This window comes from Usitatibacter rugosus, from assembly GCF_013003965.1.
GTDB lineage: Bacteria > Pseudomonadota > Gammaproteobacteria > Burkholderiales > Usitatibacteraceae > Usitatibacter > Usitatibacter rugosus.
In genome coordinates this window covers 370,926-388,518 of record NZ_CP053069.1, presented here as the reverse complement: position 1 = coordinate 388,518, position 17,593 = coordinate 370,926, and the positions used below count along the sequence as shown (strand labels likewise).

The window sequence follows — 17,593 nt, the reverse complement described above, 5'->3', positions numbered from 1 at the left end:
CCACTCTGACCCGGGTTTTGCCGACCCGTATTTTACCGCGTGGAGGGCTAAGCGCCCGCGCGTTGAATCTGGGCCTTCAGGGCCTCGTCGATCGTGTTGAGGCTCTCGGCGTAGTGCGCGCGCGTTTCCTTCGAGAGGCCCGCCTTGCCCTGGGCCCCGCGGAGGTCGGCGGCGAGCTGTTGCGCGTTCATCCGCTGCAGCGAGCGCGCATCCGCCGGCTGGCCCGCCGAGGAACGCGTGATCGCCACGGCGACGCGGCGCAGGTGCTCGCGCTGCAGGTTCCTGCGCATCGGCGTGACTTCGCGGCCGGTCTTCAGTTCGCTCCAGATCGAGCCCTGGAGGTTGTCGTAGAGCTCGGAGAGCTTGAACGAGGCCTCGCCCTTCTTCGAGATGTTCTGCGACTCCATGAGGCGGATCGCCACGACGTCGCTCATCACCTGGTCCAGCACGTCTCGCTGCAGCTTGAGGATCGTGCCGGGCACGCTCACCATCGGCTGGCGGTTCACGTCACCGCGCGTGAGCGCGTCGAAGTAGTCCTGCCGGTTGTGCGGCAGGCTCGCCAGGAACTCGGGCTTGAACGCGAAGCTGTCGACCGAGAACAGGCCGTCGTTCAGGATCTTGAGCGCCTCGCGCTGCTGCGCGGCGGGGACCGGCGTGAACGGCAGCCGGCCGGAGCCCGCGCGGTCGCGCACCTGCACGATGCCGCCCACGTACTTGGTGACGGGCAGCAGGCCCCGGTTCATCTGGTCGAACCCCGCGAGGAAGCTCCGGCGCAGCGTGTCGTACGACTCGCCATCGGCGAGCTGCTTCGACTGGATGCGATCCCACAGCTCGCGCGAGAGCTCGAGGCGCTTGCGGTAGTAGCCGAGCGGGTTGTCCGTGAGGTCCCACACGTTCACCGTCGGGTCCATGCCCTGCGGCGAGCCGCCGATGAAGGAATCCTCGTCGGTGCCGTAGGCGAGCAGCGGATCCTTGGCGCCGCGCGCGGCGATCGCCTCCAGCTCCGCCTTCTCGTTGGCCGGATCGATCGGCTTGTACGCGAACTCGATCGCCCAGTAGTCGTACGGCCCGAGGCTGGGCTGCACGTAGTTGGCGGCCTTCTGGCCCTTGGCCGGGATGTTGAACGGCGGGTAGTCCATCACCGAGCCGATCACGCCGTTCTTCGCCGTGAATTCCGGGTCCGCGATCTGCGCGGCGGTGAAGATCGTCGAGGAGCGGAAGTTGTGGCGCATGCCGAGGGTGTGGCCGACCTCGTGCGTGATCACTTCCTTCACGTACTCGTAGACGAATTTCTCCGCCTCGGGGCTGTCCGGCGCGATGTCGCCGCGGGCCTCGAGGATGTCCATCGCGAAATCCGCCTCGCCGTGCGCCTGCTCCGCGAAGTTGCAGAACTGCTGCGAGCTGCCGAGGAAGCCGGGCATGCCGTGCTCGTGGGCGTTCAGCTTCGGCGCGTCCTCGCTCACGAAGCGGCGGGAGGAGCGCGTGAAGCCGTCGGTCATGAGGATGTCGGCGTCGATGATCTCGCCGGTGCGCGGGTCGGCCAGCGACGGGCCGATGGCCGGCGCGCCGCCCGAGGCGAGGTACCAGCGAACCGTTGCGTACTTGGTGTCGGCCGTGTCGAAGTCCGCGTCGTCCGGCTGCACTTTCGCCTGGACCGCATCCTTGAAGCCGATGCGCTCGAACGCCTTGTTCCACTCGAGGATGCCGTCGGTCACCGCCTTGCGGTGCTTCATCGGGATGTTCTTGTCGAGCCAGAAGACGATCGGCTTCACCGGCTCGCTCATCGCGGCGGCGGGATCCTTCTTCTCCAGGCGCCAGCGGCGCACCAGGTGCACGTTCGGGTTCGGGCGGAGGTCGTCCGTGAAGTCGACGTACGTGGTCGTGAAGAAGCCCACGCGCTCATCGGCGATGCGCGGGGTCATCGGCTTCTCGGGAAGCTTCGCGAAATTCACGCGGTAGCCGAGGAAGAGGCTGCGCGCATCGGGCACGTTCGCGGGCGGCGGGACGACGGGCACGGCCGGGTTCGGCACCAGCGGGCGGGCCGGCAGCTTCGGCACGGCGAAGTGCAGCGAGACATCGAAGCCGGTGTTGTCGTCGTGCGTCGAGGCCTTCACCAGGCTCGAGTTGCGGCCGTCGAGGGCGTACGGGATGCGGAACGCGTTCTCGAGCGTCGTCGCGGCGCCGGCCATGTCCACCAGCAGCAGGCTGTTGGCCTCGACGAGGACCGCCTTCGTGTCGGGATGCGGGGCGCTCAGGACCGCGCCGGAGCCGATCAGGCTCTCGGAGAAGCTGGTCTTGATGGCGCGCTCCGTGGGCGAGCCCTTGGGCGCGCGGAAGCGCTCGTTGGCCAGCAGGAGCTGCATCTGCGTGCCCACCTTCTTGAAGTAGGCGATGCCGCTGTCGTCCATGAGGCCGCCGTAGATGCGCGCCTCGCCCAGGCCACCGGTGTTGACCAGGGCCAGGAGGAAGGGCTTGTCGATCTGCTCGGGCTTCACCTCGATCCAGACCTTGTCGTCCTTCTGCCAGAGGGTGAAGAAGCCCTTGGTCTCCTTCGCGTCCTTGATGATGTCCTTGAACGGGCGCGGGGCGCCGGGCACCGGGGCCGTGGAAGCGGCGGGAGCACCGGGGGCGGTCGAGGTCGGCGGGGGCGTCACGGGCGCGTTGTTGGGCGCGGGCGACGAAGGGGCGGGAGCAGGGCCGGGGGCCGGTGCCTGGGCGTTGGCGCGAGTGGCCGAGAAAGCGCCGGCGACGAGGCTTGCGCCAAGGGCCAGGGCGACGGCATCGCGAAGGCGAGTGCGCGGGGCTGTTTTCATGGGGTCTCCTGAATTCGGGATCTGGGGCATTTGTTACCGAAGCGCGAAAAGCTAACACGGCCCCCAAGGGGCGTTGTCACTGATTGTCACGATTGGGCCGCGGCTTCGAGGGCCGTTACAACCTCGCCGCGAAGGCTGTGCGGGTAGGCGTGGACAATTTGTAAATCGACGTAATTACCGATCAATCGCCGATTTCCGGCGAAGTTCACGACACGGTTGTTTTCGGTGCGGCCGGCCAACTCGGCCGGGTTCTTGCGGGCGTGGCCCTCGACCAGGACTCGCTGGCGGCTGCCGACCATGGCCGCGGAATACTGCTCCGAAAACTCCTGCAGCCTCTTCTGAAGTCGGGCCAGTCTCGCCAATTTCACGCCGGCCGGTGTTTCGTCCGAAAGATTCGAGGCCGGGGTGCCGGGGCGCGGGCTGTAGATGAAGCTGAAGGCGCCGTCGAAGCGCACGTCTTCCACCAGCGCCATCGTCTGCTCGAAGTCGGCCTCGGTCTCGCCCGGGAAGCCGACGATGAAGTCGGTGGACAGCGAGATGTCCGGCCGCGCCGCGCGCAGGCGCCGGATGATCGACTTGTATTCCATCGCGGTGTAGTTGCGCTTCATCGCCGCGAGGATGCGGTCCGAGCCGGACTGCACCGGGAGGTGGAGCTGCGAGACCACCTTCGGCAGCTTCGCGTAGGCCTCGATCAGGCGCGGCGTGAACTCGAGCGGATGCGAGGTGGTGTAGCGGATGCGCTCGATGCCGGGGATGCGAGAGACATGCGCGAGCAGCAGCGCGAAGTCCGCGGGCTCGCCGTCCTCCATCTCGCCCACGAAGGCGTTCACGTTCTGGCCGAGGAGGGTCACTTCCATCACGCCCTTGGAGGCGAGATCGCGCACTTCCGCGAGCACGTCGTCGAACGGGCGCGAGACTTCCTCGCCGCGCGTGTAGGGCACGACGCAGAACGTGCAGTACTTGCTGCAGCCCTCCATGATCGAGACGAAGGCCGAGCCGCCCTCGACGCGCGCCGGCGGCAGGTGGTCGAACTTCTCGATCTCGGGAAACGAGATGTCGACCTGCGCCTCGCCGCTCGAGCGGCGCTCGGCGATCATCGCGGGCAGGCGGTGGAGCGTCTGCGGGCCGAACACCAGGTCCACGAAGGGCGCGCGCTTCACGATCTCGCCGCCCTCCTGGCTCGCCACGCAGCCGCCCACGCCGATCAGCAGGCCGGGCTTGTCCTTCTTGAGGGCGCGAACGCGGCCGAGATCCGCGAAGACCTTTTCCTGCGCCTTCTCGCGCACGGAGCACGTGTTGAAGAGGATCAGGTCCGCGTCCTCGACGCGGTCGGTCTTCTCGAAGCCTTCGCTGGCGTGGAGCACGTCGGCCATCTTGTCCGAGTCGTACTCGTTCATCTGGCATCCGAACGTGCGGATGAAGACCTTCTTGGGTCCGGTCATGGCCTGGGTCGCGGAGGGTAATCCGGACAGGTGAAGTGCGGAGCGCGATTTTCTCACGAATGGCCAAGCTCCGACGGCCACCTCCTACGCGGGATCCGGCACGCACCGACAGTCATGCACAGGCGCGGTCCGTAGAGTCTTCGTCAGTAGCAATCCCTGTTTCGCACCCCTGACGGAGGTCCCTCCATGAATCGGTTTGTTCTCGGCTCCCCCATGGCCCTCGCGCTGGCGCTCCTTGCCGGTTGCGCGAGCGCGCCCCCTCCTACCGAACAGATGGCCGTCGGCCGCAAGGCCGTCGAGCGTGCCGCGGGCACGCCTGAAGTCGTCCAGCTGGCACCCACCGAGCTCGAGCGCGCGCGCATGAAGCTCGCCGACGCCGAACGCGCGATGGCCAACAAAGAGTACGACCAGGCCCGCCGCTCAGTCGACGAAGCTGAAGCCGATGCGCGCCTTGCCGAGGCCCGCGCCGGAGCCCGCAAGAACGATCGTGCCCTCGCCGAAGTGAACCAGGCCATCCGTGGCATGCGCGAAGAGCTCGCGCGTCGCCCGGGCTGATGGAGATCCTCATGGAAAAGCAAAAACGTATTCATCGCAGCGGCCTTGCGGTCTCGCTGCTGTGCGCCGCCGTTCTCGCCGCTTGCGCGAGTGTCGGCATCAACGACAACCTCGAAGCGGCGCGTGCCGAAGTGAACTCCGCTTCCGCCGATCCGGACGTGGTCTCGCGCGCTCCCCTGGAGTTGAAGAACGCGCAGGAAGCGCTGAATCGCGCGGACAACCTCAACCGCGGCCGCGAGTCGATCGCCGAAGTGAACCACCACGCGTATCTCGCCGCCGTCCGTGCGCAGACCGCGAAGGACCTCGCACGCTCCCGCCGCGACACCGACGAGATGACGCGCATGCAGGGCGAAGTCGATCGCCTGCGCCTGGCGAACCGCACTCGTGAAGCGAACGTAGCGCGTGCCGACGCCAACATGGCCCGCGCGGACGCCAGCGCGGCCCGCACCGATGCCGCGATCGCCCGCGACCAGGCGCAGGTTGCCGCGCAGCAAGCGGCCGCCGCGTCGGTCCAGGCGCAGAGCGCCACGCAGCAAGCCGACATCGAGCGTGCCCGCGCGGCGCAGTCCGCCGCCGACGCCGCCGATGCGCGCGAGAAGCTGCGCGTGGTGATCGTCGAGCTGCAGGGCAAGGAAACCGATCGCGGTCTCCTCGTCACGCTGGGCGACGTGCTGTTCCAGACGGGCCGCGCCGAGCTGCTGCCGAATGCGGGTCCTCGCATGGACAAGCTGGCCTCGTACCTGAACCAGTTCCCGGACAAGAGCCTGTTGATCGAGGGCTATACCGATTCCGTCGGTTCGGATGCGACGAACCAGGAGCTGTCGATTCGCCGGGCCGAAGCGGTCCGGGCAGCGCTTGCGCAACGCGGCGTGAGCCCGACGCGCATGGCCTCGCGCGGTTACGGCGAGCAGTTCCCGGTCGCCAGCAATTCCTCGGCCGAAGGGCGCGCGATGAATCGCCGCGTGGAAGTGGTCGTTGCGGATGATCGCGGCAACCTGAAGCCGCGCGCGTGACCCTTGTCGTTCCGGCCCGGGGCCTAGCGCTTGGGCCGGACGACGACGAAGACGAGGACCACGAGGCCGATGACCACGAAGGCCGCGAACGCGATTCGCGGCCAGTTGGGATCGATTCCCGACGACGCGGCCTTGTCCGCCGCCTTGAAAGCGAGCGCGTCGGTGTCGGACGGGAGCGCGCCGACATTGGTGATGGCACCCGTTTTCGTGTCGATGCGCACAAGCCGCGTGCTGGCCGGTGCTCCCATGTTGGTGTTGACCGCGAAGAGCACCCCACGAGGCGAGAGCGTGAGCGAGTTGATGCCGCTCTCGTACGGAGCCTGCGAAAGGCGCTTGCCGCGGGTGACCGCGCCCGTGGCGGCGTCCACCGTGTCGAGCGTGCCCGTGGCGCCCGTGGTCGCGATCAGCATCGCACCCGATTCATCGACCGTGAGACCTCCCGTGGGCACCGACTCGCCCGCCGTGCCGATGAGCGTGACCACCCCGGAGGAAATGCTCACGGTGCCGAGCTGCCCCAGCGACGGAACCCACATGTAGAGCTTGCCGTCGCTTCCGAAGGAGATGTCGGATCCACTCAAGCCGAGCGGCCCGATCACCTTGGCTTCCGCCGTGGTCGGATCGATCGTGACCAGCGAATGCGGCAGGTGCGGCGAGAGCCCGGCGGTAATGCCGTAGAGAACCCCCGTGGCCGGATGGAAGGCGAGCCCGGTGACGCCGATGGAAAACTTTCCGTCGACCTGGATCGGCCCGACTTTCGTGGGCGCGGCATCCGCGGGGTTGATCGTATAGAGCGCGCCCACGCCGACTTCGACCGAGGAGGCGTTGTAGCCGCTCACGGTGGATGCGTACAGGGTATCGGCCGCCCCGGCGACGGGCGCGGCAAGGAGCGCCAGGAGGAGCGCTGTGAAAGCGAAGGGTGTGCGCCAACGCCGCATCGGGCCGGATCGCCGGCAGCAGGGCCGGCGCTTCTCGAGAATTTGGTGGCGAGTCAGGGATTTGAACCCCGGACCAACGGATTATGATTCCGCTGCTCTAACCACTGAGCTAACTCGCCGTGAACCCGTTATTTTACTTGATCGCGAGGGGCGAGTCGATGGCGAGCGTGACGGCGTCGAAGAACGGGTCGCGCCTCGCCGCGGGGATTTCCAGGGCCTTCGCGACCTTCTCCACGAAGGCCTCGTTGAACTCCTGCGGCCCCGCCGGGAAGAGCGTGAGGTAGATCGTGAGGCTCGCCAGGTCGCTGCCGAACGACGAGGGATGGATGGGATCGGAGTAGAGCTTGAGCCTCGGGTCCTTCGTGAGGGCGCGCAGCCACGCCTCGCCGGCCGGGATGAGGATCGCGTCCACCGACTTCGCGGCCAGGCGGTACGAGAGCAGCACGTCGGGAAATTCCTTGGGCCGGTCCGCCAGCGGCCACACCATGTACAGCGCCGTTCGCGCACCGGCGGCCTTGATGAGCGGGTCGAACTTCTTCACCGAGGCGATCAGCTCCTGGCGCGCGTCTTCCTGCGCCGAGGTGCCCTGCTGCAGCACCACGATGTCCCAGCCCTGCTTGAGGGCGTCGAGCGATCGTCCGTCGCGCAGGTGGTCGTCGAGGCTGTAGGCGGGATACGCGCGCGACTCGATCACCACGTTGCGGCCCGTGGCCTTCGCGACCTTCGCGACGCGGCCAGGGATGTCGGTCTCGAAGGTAAGGCTGTTGCCGATGAACAGCACGCGGGTCGGCTTCGTGGCGGCGGCGGGGGCCTGGGCCCACGCGGCGCACGAAGCAACCAGCAGGAGGAGCGCGGCGAGATGTCGTCTCATGCGGCCCAGTCTATCGCCGTGGGGGCGCGGCCCTGTTACCGAATTTGCGCCCGCGTGATCAGACGTTGAAGCGGAAGTGCATGACGTCGCCGTCCTTCACGATGTAGTCCTTGCCCTCGAGGCGCATCTTGCCCGCCTCCTTGGCCTTGGCCTCGCCGTTCAGCGCGACGAAATCGTCGTACGCGATCACTTCCGCGCGGATGAAGCCCTTCTCGAAATCCGTGTGGATCGCCGCGGCGGCGCGCGGCGCGGAGTCGCCCTTGTGGATGGTCCACGCGCGGACTTCCTTTTCGCCCGCGGTGAAGTACGTCTGCAGGCCCAGCAAATCGTACGTGGCCCGGATGAGCCGGTTCAGGCCCGGCTCGTCCAGGCCCAGGTCCGCGAGGAACACCTGCTTGTCCTCGCCGGAGAGGTCGGAGATCTCGGCCTCGATCTTGGCGCAGATCGCCACGACGGGCGCGCCTTCCTTCTTCGCATAGTCCTTCACGCGGTCGAGGAGCGGGTTGTTCGTGAAGCCCTTCTCGTCCACGTTGGCGATGTAGAGCGCGGGCTTCGCGGTGAGCAGCTGCAGCGGCTGCAGCAGCGCGAACTCGTCGGGCGTGAAGTCCATGGTGCGCACCGGATGGAAGCCGTCGAGCGCCTTCTGGACCTTCTCCAGGATCGCGACCATCTTCGCCGCTTCCTTGTCGCCGGAGCGTACGGTCTTGCCGTGGCGGTGGATCGCCTTCTCCACGGTCGACATGTCGGCCAGCGCCAGCTCGGTGTGGATCACCTCGATGTCGGAGATCGGATCCACCTTGTTCGAGACGTGGATCACGTTGTCGTCCTGGAAGCAGCGCACGACATTCGCGATCGCGTTGGTCTCGCGGATGTTGGCGAGGAACTGGTTGCCGAGGCCCTCGCCTTTCGAGGCTCCCGCCACGAGGCCGGCGATGTCGACGAACTCCACGACCGCGGGCAGCACCTTCTGCGGCTTGGCGATCGCGGCCAGCTTGTCCAGGCGCGGATCGGGCACCTCGACGATGCCCACGTTCGGCTCGATGGTGCAGAACGGATAGTTCTCCGCCGCGATGCCGGCCTTGGTGAGCGCGTTGAAGAGGGTGGACTTCCCCACGTTGGGGAGTCCGACGATGCCGCATTGGAGGCTCATTCTTTCGGTTCCTTCGTTGACTGGGTCCCCGCCTGCGCGGGGACGACGCCCGCATCGGAAGTTGCCTTCCGTGCTTCAAGCGTCGCCTTGCGTTTCGCCTCGTCCTCCGGCGACGTGTGAAGCCAACCCATCGCATCCTGCAACCGTCCGGTGGCCAGGCGCGGCAGGAGGTCCAGGCTGCGGTCGAACGGCGTGTCGATGGCTTCCTGCTCGTCGCGTGTCGCTTTCTTCAGCACATAGTCCGGAACGCGGTTCTTGTCGCCCGGATGGCCGATGCCGACGCGCAGGCGCCAGAAGTCCTTCACGCCGAGGTGCTCCGCGATGTCCGTGAGGCCGTTGTGGCCGCCCGTGCCGCCACCCAGCTTGAGCTTGAGCGAACCCGGCGGGAGATCCAGCTCGTCATGCACCACGAGCAGCTCGGCGGGCTCGATGCGGTAGAAGCGCATCACCGCCGCCACGCTGCGGCCGCTCTCGTTCATGAACGTGGCGGGCTTGAGCAACCAGAACTCCTTGCCCCCCTCGGAAATGCGCGTGGTCCAGCCGGCAAACTTCGATTCCTTCTTCCAGTCGGAACGCGCGCGCTCCGCGATCGCGTCCACCCACCAATAGCCGGCGTTGTGGCGCGTGCGTTCGTACTCGGGCCCGGGATTGCCGAGCCCCACGATCAGGCGAATGTCCGACATCGAACGGGAAATCTCAGGTGGGGTGAAAACAAAACGCCCGCCGGGTTTCCGGCGGGCGCGACGCGTTGCTTGAAGCCGGAGGGATTACTTCTTCTCCTTGTCCTTGTCCTTCGGGCCACCGCCCTTGGAATCCTTCGCGGCGGCTTCGGCGGCGAGCTGCTCCGCCGTCTTCTGCGCGGTGGTCGGGACGTCCGCGGCCGACACGGCGGCGGCGGCAGCGGCTTCCGCCAGCTCCTCCTCCTCCGTCTTCACGCGCGGGATCACGATCGTGGCCACGGTCGGGTCTTCGCCCTTCGTGAAGACCGCTTCCACGCCCGGGGGCAGCGTGAGCGTCGACAGGTGCAGCGAGTGGCCGGCCTGCAGGTCCTTCAGGTCCACCTCGATGAAGCTCGGCAGGTCCTTCGGGAGGCAGGAGATCTCGAGCTCGTTCATCACGTGCTGCGCGATGCCGCCCGCGCCCTTCACGCCGGGCGAGATCTCGGCGTTCACGAAGTGCAGCGGCACCTTCATGTGGATCTTCTTGTTCGCGTCGACGCGCTGGAAGTCCGCATGCAGGATCTGCATCTTGAACGGGTGCATCTGGTAGTCGCGCAGCAGGACCTGCGACTTTTCCGAGCCGACTTGCATGTCCAGGATGGAGGCGTGGAACGCTTCCATCTTGAGCTGGAACCAGAGTTCCTTGTGGTCGAGCTGGATCGGCTGCGCATCCTTGCCGGCGCCGTACAGCACGCCCGGCACCTTCGACTCGCGGCGCAGGCGGCGGCTCGCACCCGTGCCCTGAACGCTCCGCGGTTCGGCTTTGACGGTGATTTTCACTTTGACATCTCCAGTTTCGTTTTTCTGCGGGGCTCGCGACCAAGCTCACCGCATTTCGAGGGAAGTCCCCTCACCTGCACTTACTCCACGAACAGAGAGCTCACCGAGCTCTCCTCACAAATCCTTCGCATCGTCTCCGCGAAGAGCTCCGCCACGCTGATCTGGCGGATCTTCTTGCACGCCTCCGCCTCGGGCTTGAGCGGGATGGTGTCCGTCACCACCAGCTCGTCGATCACCGAGGCCTCGATGCGGCCGATCGCGGGACCGGACAGCACCGGGTGCGTGCAATACGCCACCACGCGGATGGCGCCCTGCTCCTTCAACGCGCGCGCCGCTTCGCAGAGCGTGTTCGCGGTGTCGACCATGTCGTCCATGATCACGCACGTGCGGCCGTTCACGTCGCCGATGATGTTCATCACCGTGGCCACGTTCGGCCGCGGGCGGCGCTTGTCGATGATCGCGAGGTCGCTTTCCAGCCGCTTCGCGAGCGCCCTCGCCCTCACCACGCCGCCGACGTCCGGCGACACGACGACCAAATTCTTGTACTGGTGCTTCCACACGTCGCCCAGGAGGATCGGCGTCGCGTAGACGTTGTCCACCGGGATGTCGAAGAACCCCTGGATCTGGTCCGCGTGCAGGTCCATCGTCAGCAGCCGGTTCACCCCGGCGCTCACCAGCATGTTCGCCACCACCTTCGCCGAGATCGCGACGCGCGCGCTCCGCGGCCGGCGGTCCTGGCGGGCGTAGCCGAAGTACGGCACCGCCGCCGTGATGCGCGCGGCGCTCGAGCGGCGCAGCGCATCCGACATGATCATCACTTCCATCAGCGTGTCGTTGGTCGGCGCGCACGTGGACTGGAGGATGAAGCAATCCTTGCCGCGCACGTTCTCGAGCAGCTCGACCATCACTTCGCCGTCGCTGAACTTCGAGACTTGCGCCTTCCCGAGCTGGATGTTCAGCCGCTGCGCGACCTTCTGCGCGAGCTTGGGATTGGCGTTGCCAGTGAACACCATCAGGTTTTCGAAGGCCATGGGTCTTCCTGGATCACCGGCAACGTTCGGAAAATTGGCAGGGGAGGAAGGATTCGAACCTTCGAATGCTGGAATCAAAATCCAGTGCCTTAACCAACTTGGCGACTCCCCTGCAGCCCTGCAACTATGACGCCAGGGGGTGCTTCGCGATCCCTTGCGCCACGAATCCTTCCATCGACGCGGGCCGCTCTCGCAGCACGCGTTCGGCCTGCTCGCGTTGGTCGAACCCGGCGAAGACGCAGCCCCCGGAACCCGTGAGCCTCGCTTCCCCCGATTTCCCCTTGAGCCAGGTGAGACACCGCGCCACTTCGGGGAATTTGCCGACCACCACGCGCTCGAGATCGTTTCGGGTCGCCCCGGGCAGATCGCGCGCCGAAAAGTCTTCCATTTTAAGGGGTTCCGTGTTTCGGGTCAATTCCGGCGCCCCGAAAACGAGGGGGGTCGGGACGTGGACGGGGGGCACCAGGACCACGTACCAGCGGGGGGGCAGCTCGAACGGCCGCAGGCGCTCGCCGATCCCCTCGACCCAGGCCGTCCGTCCGAAGACGAAGAAGGGGACGTCGGCGCCCAGGCGCTGGCCGAGCGCCCCGAGGACCTCGGTTCCCAGGCCCAGGCCCCACAGCCCGTCGAGCGCCCGCAGCACCGTGGCCGCGTCGGAGCTGCCGCCTCCCAGGCCGCCGCCCATGGGGATGCGCTTCTCGAGCTCGATGTCGACGCCGAGGCGCGTGCCGGTGTGCTCTTGCAGCAGGCGTGCTGCGCGCACGGACAGGTCCTCCGCTTCGGGGACGCCGGCCACGTCGTTCACGCGCGCGATCACGCCGTCCTCGCGGACCCGGAGGCGGATCGTGTCCTGCCGGTCGATCAGCGTGAAGACGCTTTGCAGCAGGTGATAGCCATCCTCGCGCCGGCCGACGACGTGCAGGAAGAGGTTCAGCTTGGCGGGCGCGGGATAGCCCGGCCCGGGCAGGACCGCCATCACTCCTCCAGCGGGCGGTAGCTGTCGACGACGAGCTTCACCACGGTGTCGGCCCGCGTGGCCGTGATGCGCCGCGCGAGCTGCACCGTTCCCGCTTGCTGCGTCTCGTCGACGGTGACCTTCCAGTCGGCGGCCGCGTCGGGCTTCGCGCCGTGCAGCCACGACGCGAGGTCGCGCGGCTCGAGGGCCGCGCCCAGCAGGCGATCCGTGAGCGCCGCGAACGTCGCCGCGCGCTCATCGTCGGCACCCGCTCTCCTCAGCACGGCACCGCTCGCGTCGGAGCGGATCGAGGCGATCTCGTTGCCGATCGGCGAGGCGATGGTCCACGCATCGGAGGCAGGGCGGTGCGCCCAGCGCAGCTTCGCGATGTCGCTCTTGTCGCCGACGCGAACCGAGATGCGCCCCGTCATTTCGAAGGCGCTCGGCACCGAGGCGAGCGCGGGCAGCGGCTCGGGCGCGGAGCCCAGCCCCGCGCAGCCGGCGAGCGCGAACAGCCCGCAGGCGAGGAGGACGCGCGTGCTCAGGGCTTGAACTTCTGGATGACGGCGAGCAGCGTCTCGTGCTCGGGATTTTCCGCGAGCGCCGTGCGCCACACCTTGCGGGCCTCGTCGCGCTGGCCGATCTTCCACAGGACCTCGCCCAGGTGGGCGGCGATCTCGGGATCGGGCCGCTGCGAATAGGCGTTCTGCAGCACCTTCAGCGCCTCCTCGAGGTTGCCCTGCCGGTAGTTGACCCAGCCGAGGCTGTCGAGGATGAACGGATCGTCGGGTGCCAGCTTCACGGCCTGCTCGATCAGCGTGCGTGCTTCGGCGAGGCGGTTGGTTTTCTCCGCGAGGGTATAGCCCAGCGCGTTGTACGCATGCGCGTAATCGGGCTTGAGGCGGATCACCTTGCGAAGGTCGGCCTCGGCGACGGGGAGGTTGTCGATGCGCTCGGCGGCCATCGCGCGGTCGTAGAGGAGCTCGTAGGAATCCGGATACTCCTTCACCGCCGCGGAGAGCATCTCGTACGTTTCCTTCCAGGCCTTTGCATCCCGCAGCAGCTGCGCCTCGACCTGGACGATCTGGATACGGTCGTCGTCGGAGCGCGGCTCGACCTTCTTCAGGTATTCACGGCCCGCGGCGAGGCCCTGCTGCTTCGCGACCAGCGTGGCGATCTTCAACTGCGCGCGCATGAATTCGCCCGACTCGACCTTGCGGTACCACTCGATCGCCTCGTCGTAGTTCTTGCGGCCCTCGGCCGCCTGGCCGAGGCTCAGGTACACCGCGCTCGAGTCACGGTAGTTGAGGTCGAGCGCGCGCTTGAACGCGGCGGACGCGTCGTCGTAGTCCTCCATCTGGAGCGAGAGGAGGCCCACGGCATAGGCAGGCTGCGCATCGGTCGGCGCCAGCTTCTCCACGGCGCGGAACTGCTCGCGCGCTTCGGAAAGCTTGCGCTCGGAGGCGAGCTCTCGGCCGAGCTGCGTGCGCACGTCCTTCGACTCGGGATGCTGGGAAACGAAATTCGCGTAGTACGGGATCACCTGCTGCGCATCCGTCTTGCGCAGCACCTGGGCCTGCAGGATCGCGGCCTGCTCCCAGCCCGGCCGCATCTCGAGCGACCGGCTCGTCTCGCGCGTGGCGAGCTCGGTGCGGCCCGCGAGCAGCGCGGCCACGCCCATGGCGTAGTGCGCCTCGGGCATGTCCAGGTACGGCTGCGTGACCGCGATCGTGGAGTCGAGCACCGCGGTCTTGTCGGGGAATTTCGCGTACAGGTGCGAGAGCTGGCGCAGGAGCGACGCGCGGTCCGGGCTCTTCTTCAGGAGGTCCTCGAGCGTGGCCTGCGCCTTGGGAAGCGCTCCGTCGTTGGCGAGCAGCGACGCGATGATCTCGCGGGCGAGGCTCGAATCGGGCTCGACCTCGAGCAGCAGCGCCGCCGCCTCGAGCGCCGGGCCATAGGCCCGCGCACGCACCGCGGCTTCGACGGCGCGGCGGGCGACCTGTGGGTCGCGCGTCTCGCGCGCGATGCGCGAGTAGATGGCGAGCGCCTGGTCGAGGTCGCCGCGCTGCGCGGCCACCTCCGCCTTCAGGAACTCGTAGATCTGCTCGACGGGAACGTCGGGCGAGTCGGCCGCGGCCTTCGCGGGCCCCGCGATCGCGAGGGCGAAGGCGGTGCAGATGCCAATCCAGTACCTTGCTGCCATGGGTGCTTGCTCCGGTCCGACCCCAGCCGGGCCGGCGATATCTATCATAGTACGACCGGAAAGGGCGCGAGGCGTTGCAGGCCTGCCCTTATAATCCGCTGCAAATGCCGGAACTTCCCGAAGTCGAGACGACCCGCCGCGGCCTCGTGCCCCGCATGGTCGGGCGGACCATCCAGGACGTGGTCGTTCGCGACGCGCGCCTTCGCTGGCCCGTGCCGCGCGACCTCGCACGCCGCTTGCGCGGCGCTGAAGTGGTCGCCATCCGCCGCCGCGGGAAGTACCTCCTGTTCGATTTCCCGAAGGGCCACCTGCTGGTCCACCTCGGCATGTCCGGCCGCCTCACGATGGTCCCCGAGGACCGGCCCGCGAAGCTGCACGACCACGTGGACGTGCGGCTGGACAGCCACGAGTCGCTGCGCCTGAACGACCCGCGGCGCTTCGGAGCCATGCTGTGGATCGGCGGCGAGGCCGAGAAGCACGCCTTGCTGCGCGGCCTCGGCGTCGAGCCCTTCGATCCCGCCTTCACCGGAGCGCACCTGCATGCCCTCGCGCGCGGCCGGCGCGTGGCGGTGAAGCACTTCATCATGAACGCGAGCGTGGTCACCGGCGTGGGCAACATCTATGCGAGCGAGGCGCTGTTCCGTGCGGGCATCCATCCGACCCGGCCCGTGGGCCGCATCTCGCTCGAGCGGTGGAACGTGCTCGCCCAGGCCATCCGCGACACGCTTTCCCGCGCGCTCGATGCGGGGGGCTCGACCCTTCGCGACTACGTCTCTGCGACCGGCGAGCCGGGGCAGTTCCAGAACGTGACGTCGGTCTACGATCGCGAGGGCCAGCCCTGCCGGCGCTGCTCGCGGCCGATCAAGGCGCTGCGCCAGGGCCAGCGCTCCACGTTCTATTGCGCGGGCTGCCAGCGATGAGCGTCACCGGAACCTGGTTCATCGGCACCAAGGCCTTCGAGAACAGCCTGATCGAGCTGAAGGAATGGCGCGAATCGACGGCCGGGTGCCTCGCGGCCTTCCGCCGCTGGGCGCAGGTCGCGAAGCTGATCGACGACCACGCGGCCTCGCGCCTCGCGCACCTCGAGCGGCGCCTCTCGGCCGAGCGCCTCACCATCGCCTTCGTCGCCGAGTATTCGCGCGGCAAGAGCGAGCTCATCAACGCGCTCTTCTTCGGCGACCTGGGCGCCCGCCTGCTGCCCGCGGGACCGGGGCGCACCACGCTCTGCCCGACGGAGATCCTCCACGATCCCGCGCGGCCTCCCTCGATCCGCGTGCTGCCGATCGAGACGCGGGAGAGCGCCAAGTCCTTGCGCGAGTACATCACCGAGATCGATTCGTGGAAGGAGATCCCGCTCGATCCCGCGCATCCCGAGACGCTCGCCGCCGCCTTCGAAGCGCTGTCCGAGTCAGTGCACGTGACCGCCGCCGAGGCGGCGAGCCTGGGGCTTCCGGGCGACGAGGGTGCGCGCGTGGAGATCCCGCGCTGGCGCTACGCCGTCGTGAATTTCCCGCACCCGCTCTTGAAGCGCGGCCTCGTGATCCTCGACACGCCCGGCCACGCCGCGCTCGCCGCGGAGCCGGAGCTGCAGCTGAACCGCGTGCCCGACGCCGATGCGATCGTGTTCATCGCATCCGTGGACTCGGGCGTCACGCCGACCGACCGCGCCCTCTATATCGACCACATCGCCCCCATCGGAAGCGAGTCGCACACGCGCTTCATCGTCCTGAACAAGATCGACACGCTGCGCTCGGGCAACGCCAGCGAGAACGAGGTGTTCTCCGAGATCGACCGGCACGTACGCCTCGCCGCCGAGGCCCTGGGCGTGGATCCCACGCGCGTCTTCGCGCTCTCGGCCAAGCTGGGCCTCGTGGCGCGCGTCGCCAACGACCGCGACACGCTGATGCGAAGCCGCCTCTACCGGCTGGAGCAGGCGCTCTCGCAGGGGCTGGTGCACCGCCGCCGCCACGACCACGCCACCTCGGTGCGAGCCGAGATGCGACCCGTGCTCGCCGGCACGCGCGCGCTGCTGGACAGCCGCCACTCGTTCACCAGCGACCAGGTGCAGGAGCTCTCGGCGCTGCAGAGCAAGAACCTGAAGCTGATCGAGACGCTGGCGCGCAAGGCCAACGCCGAGCGCGCCCGCCAGGAAGAGGCGCGCGTCACGGTCGCGGGGCTGCGCACCCTGCACAACCGCCAGGCCGAGGAGCTGGCCCGCCTGCTCGACCCCGAAGGCGCACGCGCACGGGGCGTGAGGGCGCACGAGGCCATCACGGCGAGCGCGTTCTCGCGCGGCATTCCCGGGGCGCTCGACCTGTACTTCCGCGAATCGCGCGACCGGCTCCAGGACGCCATCGCGATCATCGCGGAGGTGAAGAAGGCGATGGAGGCGGTGAACCGCAAGTTCGTGGAGGACTACGGCCTCGCCGCGATCGACATCCCGGCCTTCGGCACGGAGCGCTTCCTGGTCGAGCTCTCGCGCCTCGAGGACCAGTGCGACCTGGACTTCAAGAGCCGCACCAGCCTGATCACGTTCCGCCGCAAGACGCTGGGGACGCTCTTCTTCGACACGGTCGCATTGAACGTGATCCGCATCTTCGAGATCGCCGACCGCGAGGTGCACGCGTGGATGACCGGCTTCCTGCGCCCGCTGGAGCAACAGCTCTCGCACTCCCAGGACCACACCAACTCCCGCATCGAGGGCATGGCGCGCATCCGCAACGCGGAGACCGACCTCGTGGCGCGGCTCTCCGAGCTGGAAGCGCTGCTCGCGGACGTGGAAGCGCAGCGCCGCGTATGGGACCAGCACAGCGACAAGCTCGCCTCGCTCCTCGACGTGGAGCGCGATTCGTCCCTGGCCTAGGACGCGCCCGCGGCCTTTTCCGCCGTCAGCGTTTCGTACTTGGCGAGCAGCTGCTCGGGTGTCTCGACGACGTCCGGATCGAGCGGGATGCAATCGACCGGGCACACCTCGACGCACTGCGGCTTGTCGAAATGCCCCACGCATTCGGTGCAGCGCTTCGGGTCGATCACGTAGATCTCCACGCCCGCGGAGATCGCCTGGTTGGGGCATTCGGGCTCGCACACATCGCAGTTGATGCACGCGTCCGTGATCATCAGTGCCAA

At 67.8% G+C, this 17,593-nt stretch carries 17 protein-coding genes and 2 tRNA genes; 5 read left to right on the top strand and 14 right to left on the bottom strand.

Annotated features, from left to right (window positions below):
• Positions 1 to 47: 47 nt before the first annotated feature.
• Entirely contained in the window at positions 48 to 2,813 is a 2,766-nt protein-coding gene (locus DSM104443_RS02060) for a zinc-dependent metalloprotease (RefSeq protein WP_171089039.1), read from the bottom strand.
• Between the two features lie 86 nt (positions 2,814 to 2,899).
• Positions 2,900 to 4,255 (bottom strand): tRNA (N6-isopentenyl adenosine(37)-C2)-methylthiotransferase MiaB, encoded by a 1,356-nt coding sequence (miaB, locus tag DSM104443_RS02055; RefSeq protein ID WP_171089038.1) that lies wholly within the window; start codon positions 4,253 to 4,255, stop codon positions 2,900 to 2,902.
• A 186-nt stretch (positions 4,256 to 4,441) separates the two neighbouring features.
• Between miaB and DSM104443_RS02050 the strand changes: the two genes are divergently transcribed.
• Together DSM104443_RS02050 and DSM104443_RS02045 are read left to right on the top strand one after the other, a co-directional pair.
• The gene (locus DSM104443_RS02050) at positions 4,442 to 4,810 is read left to right on the top strand and encodes a DUF4398 domain-containing protein (RefSeq protein ID WP_171089037.1); all 369 of its coding nucleotides are present in this window, start codon (positions 4,442 to 4,444) and stop codon (positions 4,808 to 4,810) included.
• An 11-nt stretch (positions 4,811 to 4,821) separates the two neighbouring features.
• On the top strand, positions 4,822 to 5,823 hold the full coding sequence (locus tag DSM104443_RS02045; RefSeq protein ID WP_171089036.1) for an OmpA family protein: 1,002 nt from the start codon (positions 4,822 to 4,824) through the stop codon (positions 5,821 to 5,823).
• 23 nt (positions 5,824 to 5,846) lie between these two features.
• On the opposite strand, the gene DSM104443_RS02040 is transcribed toward DSM104443_RS02045, so the two are convergent.
• The 10 genes from DSM104443_RS02040 to DSM104443_RS01995 all read right to left on the bottom strand — a co-directional run bounded on the left by DSM104443_RS02040 (position 5,847) and on the right by DSM104443_RS01995 (position 12,695).
• A complete protein-coding gene (locus DSM104443_RS02040) occupies positions 5,847 to 6,758 on the bottom strand; it encodes a DUF6923 family protein (protein WP_171089035.1) in 912 nt (303 codons plus the stop codon).
• Positions 6,759 to 6,801: 43 nt separating this feature from the next.
• Positions 6,802 to 6,877: transfer RNA gene (locus tag DSM104443_RS02035), tRNA-Met, on the bottom strand.
• A gap of 14 nt (positions 6,878 to 6,891) precedes the next feature.
• Complete coding sequence (locus DSM104443_RS02030; RefSeq protein WP_171089034.1) at positions 6,892 to 7,629, bottom strand: SGNH/GDSL hydrolase family protein; 738 nt, start codon at positions 7,627 to 7,629, stop codon at positions 6,892 to 6,894.
• A 58-nt stretch (positions 7,630 to 7,687) separates the two neighbouring features.
• Positions 7,688 to 8,779 (bottom strand): redox-regulated ATPase YchF, encoded by a 1,092-nt coding sequence (gene ychF / locus DSM104443_RS02025; RefSeq protein ID WP_171089033.1) that lies wholly within the window; start codon positions 8,777 to 8,779, stop codon positions 7,688 to 7,690.
• Positions 8,776 to 9,462, bottom strand: coding sequence for an aminoacyl-tRNA hydrolase (gene pth / locus DSM104443_RS02020; protein WP_171089032.1), 687 nt, complete (start codon positions 9,460 to 9,462; stop codon positions 8,776 to 8,778). Before pth ends, ychF begins: the two co-directional genes overlap by 4 nt.
• A gap of 84 nt (positions 9,463 to 9,546) precedes the next feature.
• Positions 9,547 to 10,278, bottom strand: coding sequence for a 50S ribosomal protein L25/general stress protein Ctc (locus DSM104443_RS02015; protein ID WP_171089031.1), 732 nt, complete (start codon positions 10,276 to 10,278; stop codon positions 9,547 to 9,549).
• Between the two features lie 80 nt (positions 10,279 to 10,358).
• Positions 10,359 to 11,309: a ribose-phosphate pyrophosphokinase gene (locus DSM104443_RS02010; protein ID WP_171089030.1), complete on the bottom strand. Its 951-nt coding sequence runs from the start codon at positions 11,307 to 11,309 to the stop codon at positions 10,359 to 10,361.
• A 35-nt stretch (positions 11,310 to 11,344) separates the two neighbouring features.
• Positions 11,345 to 11,421 (bottom strand) — tRNA-Gln (locus DSM104443_RS02005).
• Positions 11,422 to 11,433: 12 nt separating this feature from the next.
• Positions 11,434 to 12,285, bottom strand: a complete 852-nt coding sequence (ispE, locus tag DSM104443_RS02000; protein ID WP_171089029.1) for a 4-(cytidine 5'-diphospho)-2-C-methyl-D-erythritol kinase — start codon at positions 12,283 to 12,285, stop codon at positions 11,434 to 11,436.
• Positions 12,285 to 12,695: an outer membrane lipoprotein LolB gene (locus DSM104443_RS01995; protein ID WP_171089028.1), complete on the bottom strand. Its 411-nt coding sequence runs from the start codon at positions 12,693 to 12,695 to the stop codon at positions 12,285 to 12,287. Before DSM104443_RS01995 ends, ispE begins: the two co-directional genes overlap by 1 nt.
• Here DSM104443_RS01995 and DSM104443_RS21990 point away from each other — a divergent pair.
• On the top strand, positions 12,682 to 12,816 hold the full coding sequence (locus tag DSM104443_RS21990) for a hypothetical protein (RefSeq protein WP_281359541.1): 135 nt from the start codon (positions 12,682 to 12,684) through the stop codon (positions 12,814 to 12,816). The two genes, DSM104443_RS01995 and DSM104443_RS21990, sit on opposite strands and share 14 nt — an antisense overlap.
• On the opposite strand, the gene DSM104443_RS01990 is transcribed toward DSM104443_RS21990, so the two are convergent.
• A complete protein-coding gene (locus DSM104443_RS01990; protein ID WP_171089027.1) occupies positions 12,806 to 14,467 on the bottom strand; it encodes a tetratricopeptide repeat protein in 1,662 nt (553 codons plus the stop codon). The genes DSM104443_RS21990 and DSM104443_RS01990 overlap by 11 nt on opposite strands.
• A gap of 104 nt (positions 14,468 to 14,571) precedes the next feature.
• On the opposite strand from DSM104443_RS01990, the gene mutM reads away from it, so the two are divergent.
• Together mutM and DSM104443_RS01980 are read left to right on the top strand one after the other, a co-directional pair.
• Positions 14,572 to 15,387, top strand: a complete 816-nt coding sequence (gene mutM, locus DSM104443_RS01985) for a bifunctional DNA-formamidopyrimidine glycosylase/DNA-(apurinic or apyrimidinic site) lyase (RefSeq protein ID WP_171089026.1) — start codon at positions 14,572 to 14,574, stop codon at positions 15,385 to 15,387.
• On the top strand, positions 15,384 to 17,330 hold the full coding sequence (locus DSM104443_RS01980) for a dynamin family protein (protein ID WP_171089025.1): 1,947 nt from the start codon (positions 15,384 to 15,386) through the stop codon (positions 17,328 to 17,330). Before mutM ends, DSM104443_RS01980 begins: the two co-directional genes overlap by 4 nt.
• Here the strand turns inward: DSM104443_RS01980 and DSM104443_RS01975 are convergent.
• Positions 17,327 to 17,593 (bottom strand): YfhL family 4Fe-4S dicluster ferredoxin, encoded by a 267-nt coding sequence (locus DSM104443_RS01975; protein ID WP_171089024.1) that lies wholly within the window; start codon positions 17,591 to 17,593, stop codon positions 17,327 to 17,329. The two genes, DSM104443_RS01980 and DSM104443_RS01975, sit on opposite strands and share 4 nt — an antisense overlap.

Coding starts and splice junctions, on each gene's coding strand:
- DSM104443_RS01980 (WP_171089025.1), top strand. CDS start 15,384: ATGAGCGTCACCGGAACCTGGTTCATCGGCACCAAGGCCTTCGAGAAC.
- DSM104443_RS01995 (WP_171089028.1), bottom strand. CDS start 12,695: ATGACGGGGCGCATCTCGGTTCGCGTCGGCGACAAGAGCGACATCGCG.
- ychF (WP_171089033.1), bottom strand. CDS start 8,779: ATGAGCCTCCAATGCGGCATCGTCGGACTCCCCAACGTGGGGAAGTCC.
- mutM (WP_171089026.1), top strand. CDS start 14,572: ATGCCGGAACTTCCCGAAGTCGAGACGACCCGCCGCGGCCTCGTGCCC.
- DSM104443_RS02060 (WP_171089039.1), bottom strand. CDS start 2,813: ATGAAAACAGCCCCGCGCACTCGCCTTCGCGATGCCGTCGCCCTGGCC.
- pth (WP_171089032.1), bottom strand. CDS start 9,462: ATGTCGGACATTCGCCTGATCGTGGGGCTCGGCAATCCCGGGCCCGAG.
- DSM104443_RS02010 (WP_171089030.1), bottom strand. CDS start 11,309: ATGGCCTTCGAAAACCTGATGGTGTTCACTGGCAACGCCAATCCCAAG.
- DSM104443_RS02045 (WP_171089036.1), top strand. CDS start 4,822: ATGGAAAAGCAAAAACGTATTCATCGCAGCGGCCTTGCGGTCTCGCTG.
- miaB (WP_171089038.1), bottom strand. CDS start 4,255: ATGACCGGACCCAAGAAGGTCTTCATCCGCACGTTCGGATGCCAGATG.
- ispE (WP_171089029.1), bottom strand. CDS start 12,285: ATGGCGGTCCTGCCCGGGCCGGGCTATCCCGCGCCCGCCAAGCTGAAC.
- DSM104443_RS21990 (WP_281359541.1), top strand. CDS start 12,682: ATGCGCCCCGTCATTTCGAAGGCGCTCGGCACCGAGGCGAGCGCGGGC.
- DSM104443_RS02050 (WP_171089037.1), top strand. CDS start 4,442: ATGAATCGGTTTGTTCTCGGCTCCCCCATGGCCCTCGCGCTGGCGCTC.
- DSM104443_RS02030 (WP_171089034.1), bottom strand. CDS start 7,629: ATGAGACGACATCTCGCCGCGCTCCTCCTGCTGGTTGCTTCGTGCGCC.
- DSM104443_RS01990 (WP_171089027.1), bottom strand. CDS start 14,467: ATGGCAGCAAGGTACTGGATTGGCATCTGCACCGCCTTCGCCCTCGCG.
- DSM104443_RS02040 (WP_171089035.1), bottom strand. CDS start 6,758: ATGCGGCGTTGGCGCACACCCTTCGCTTTCACAGCGCTCCTCCTGGCG.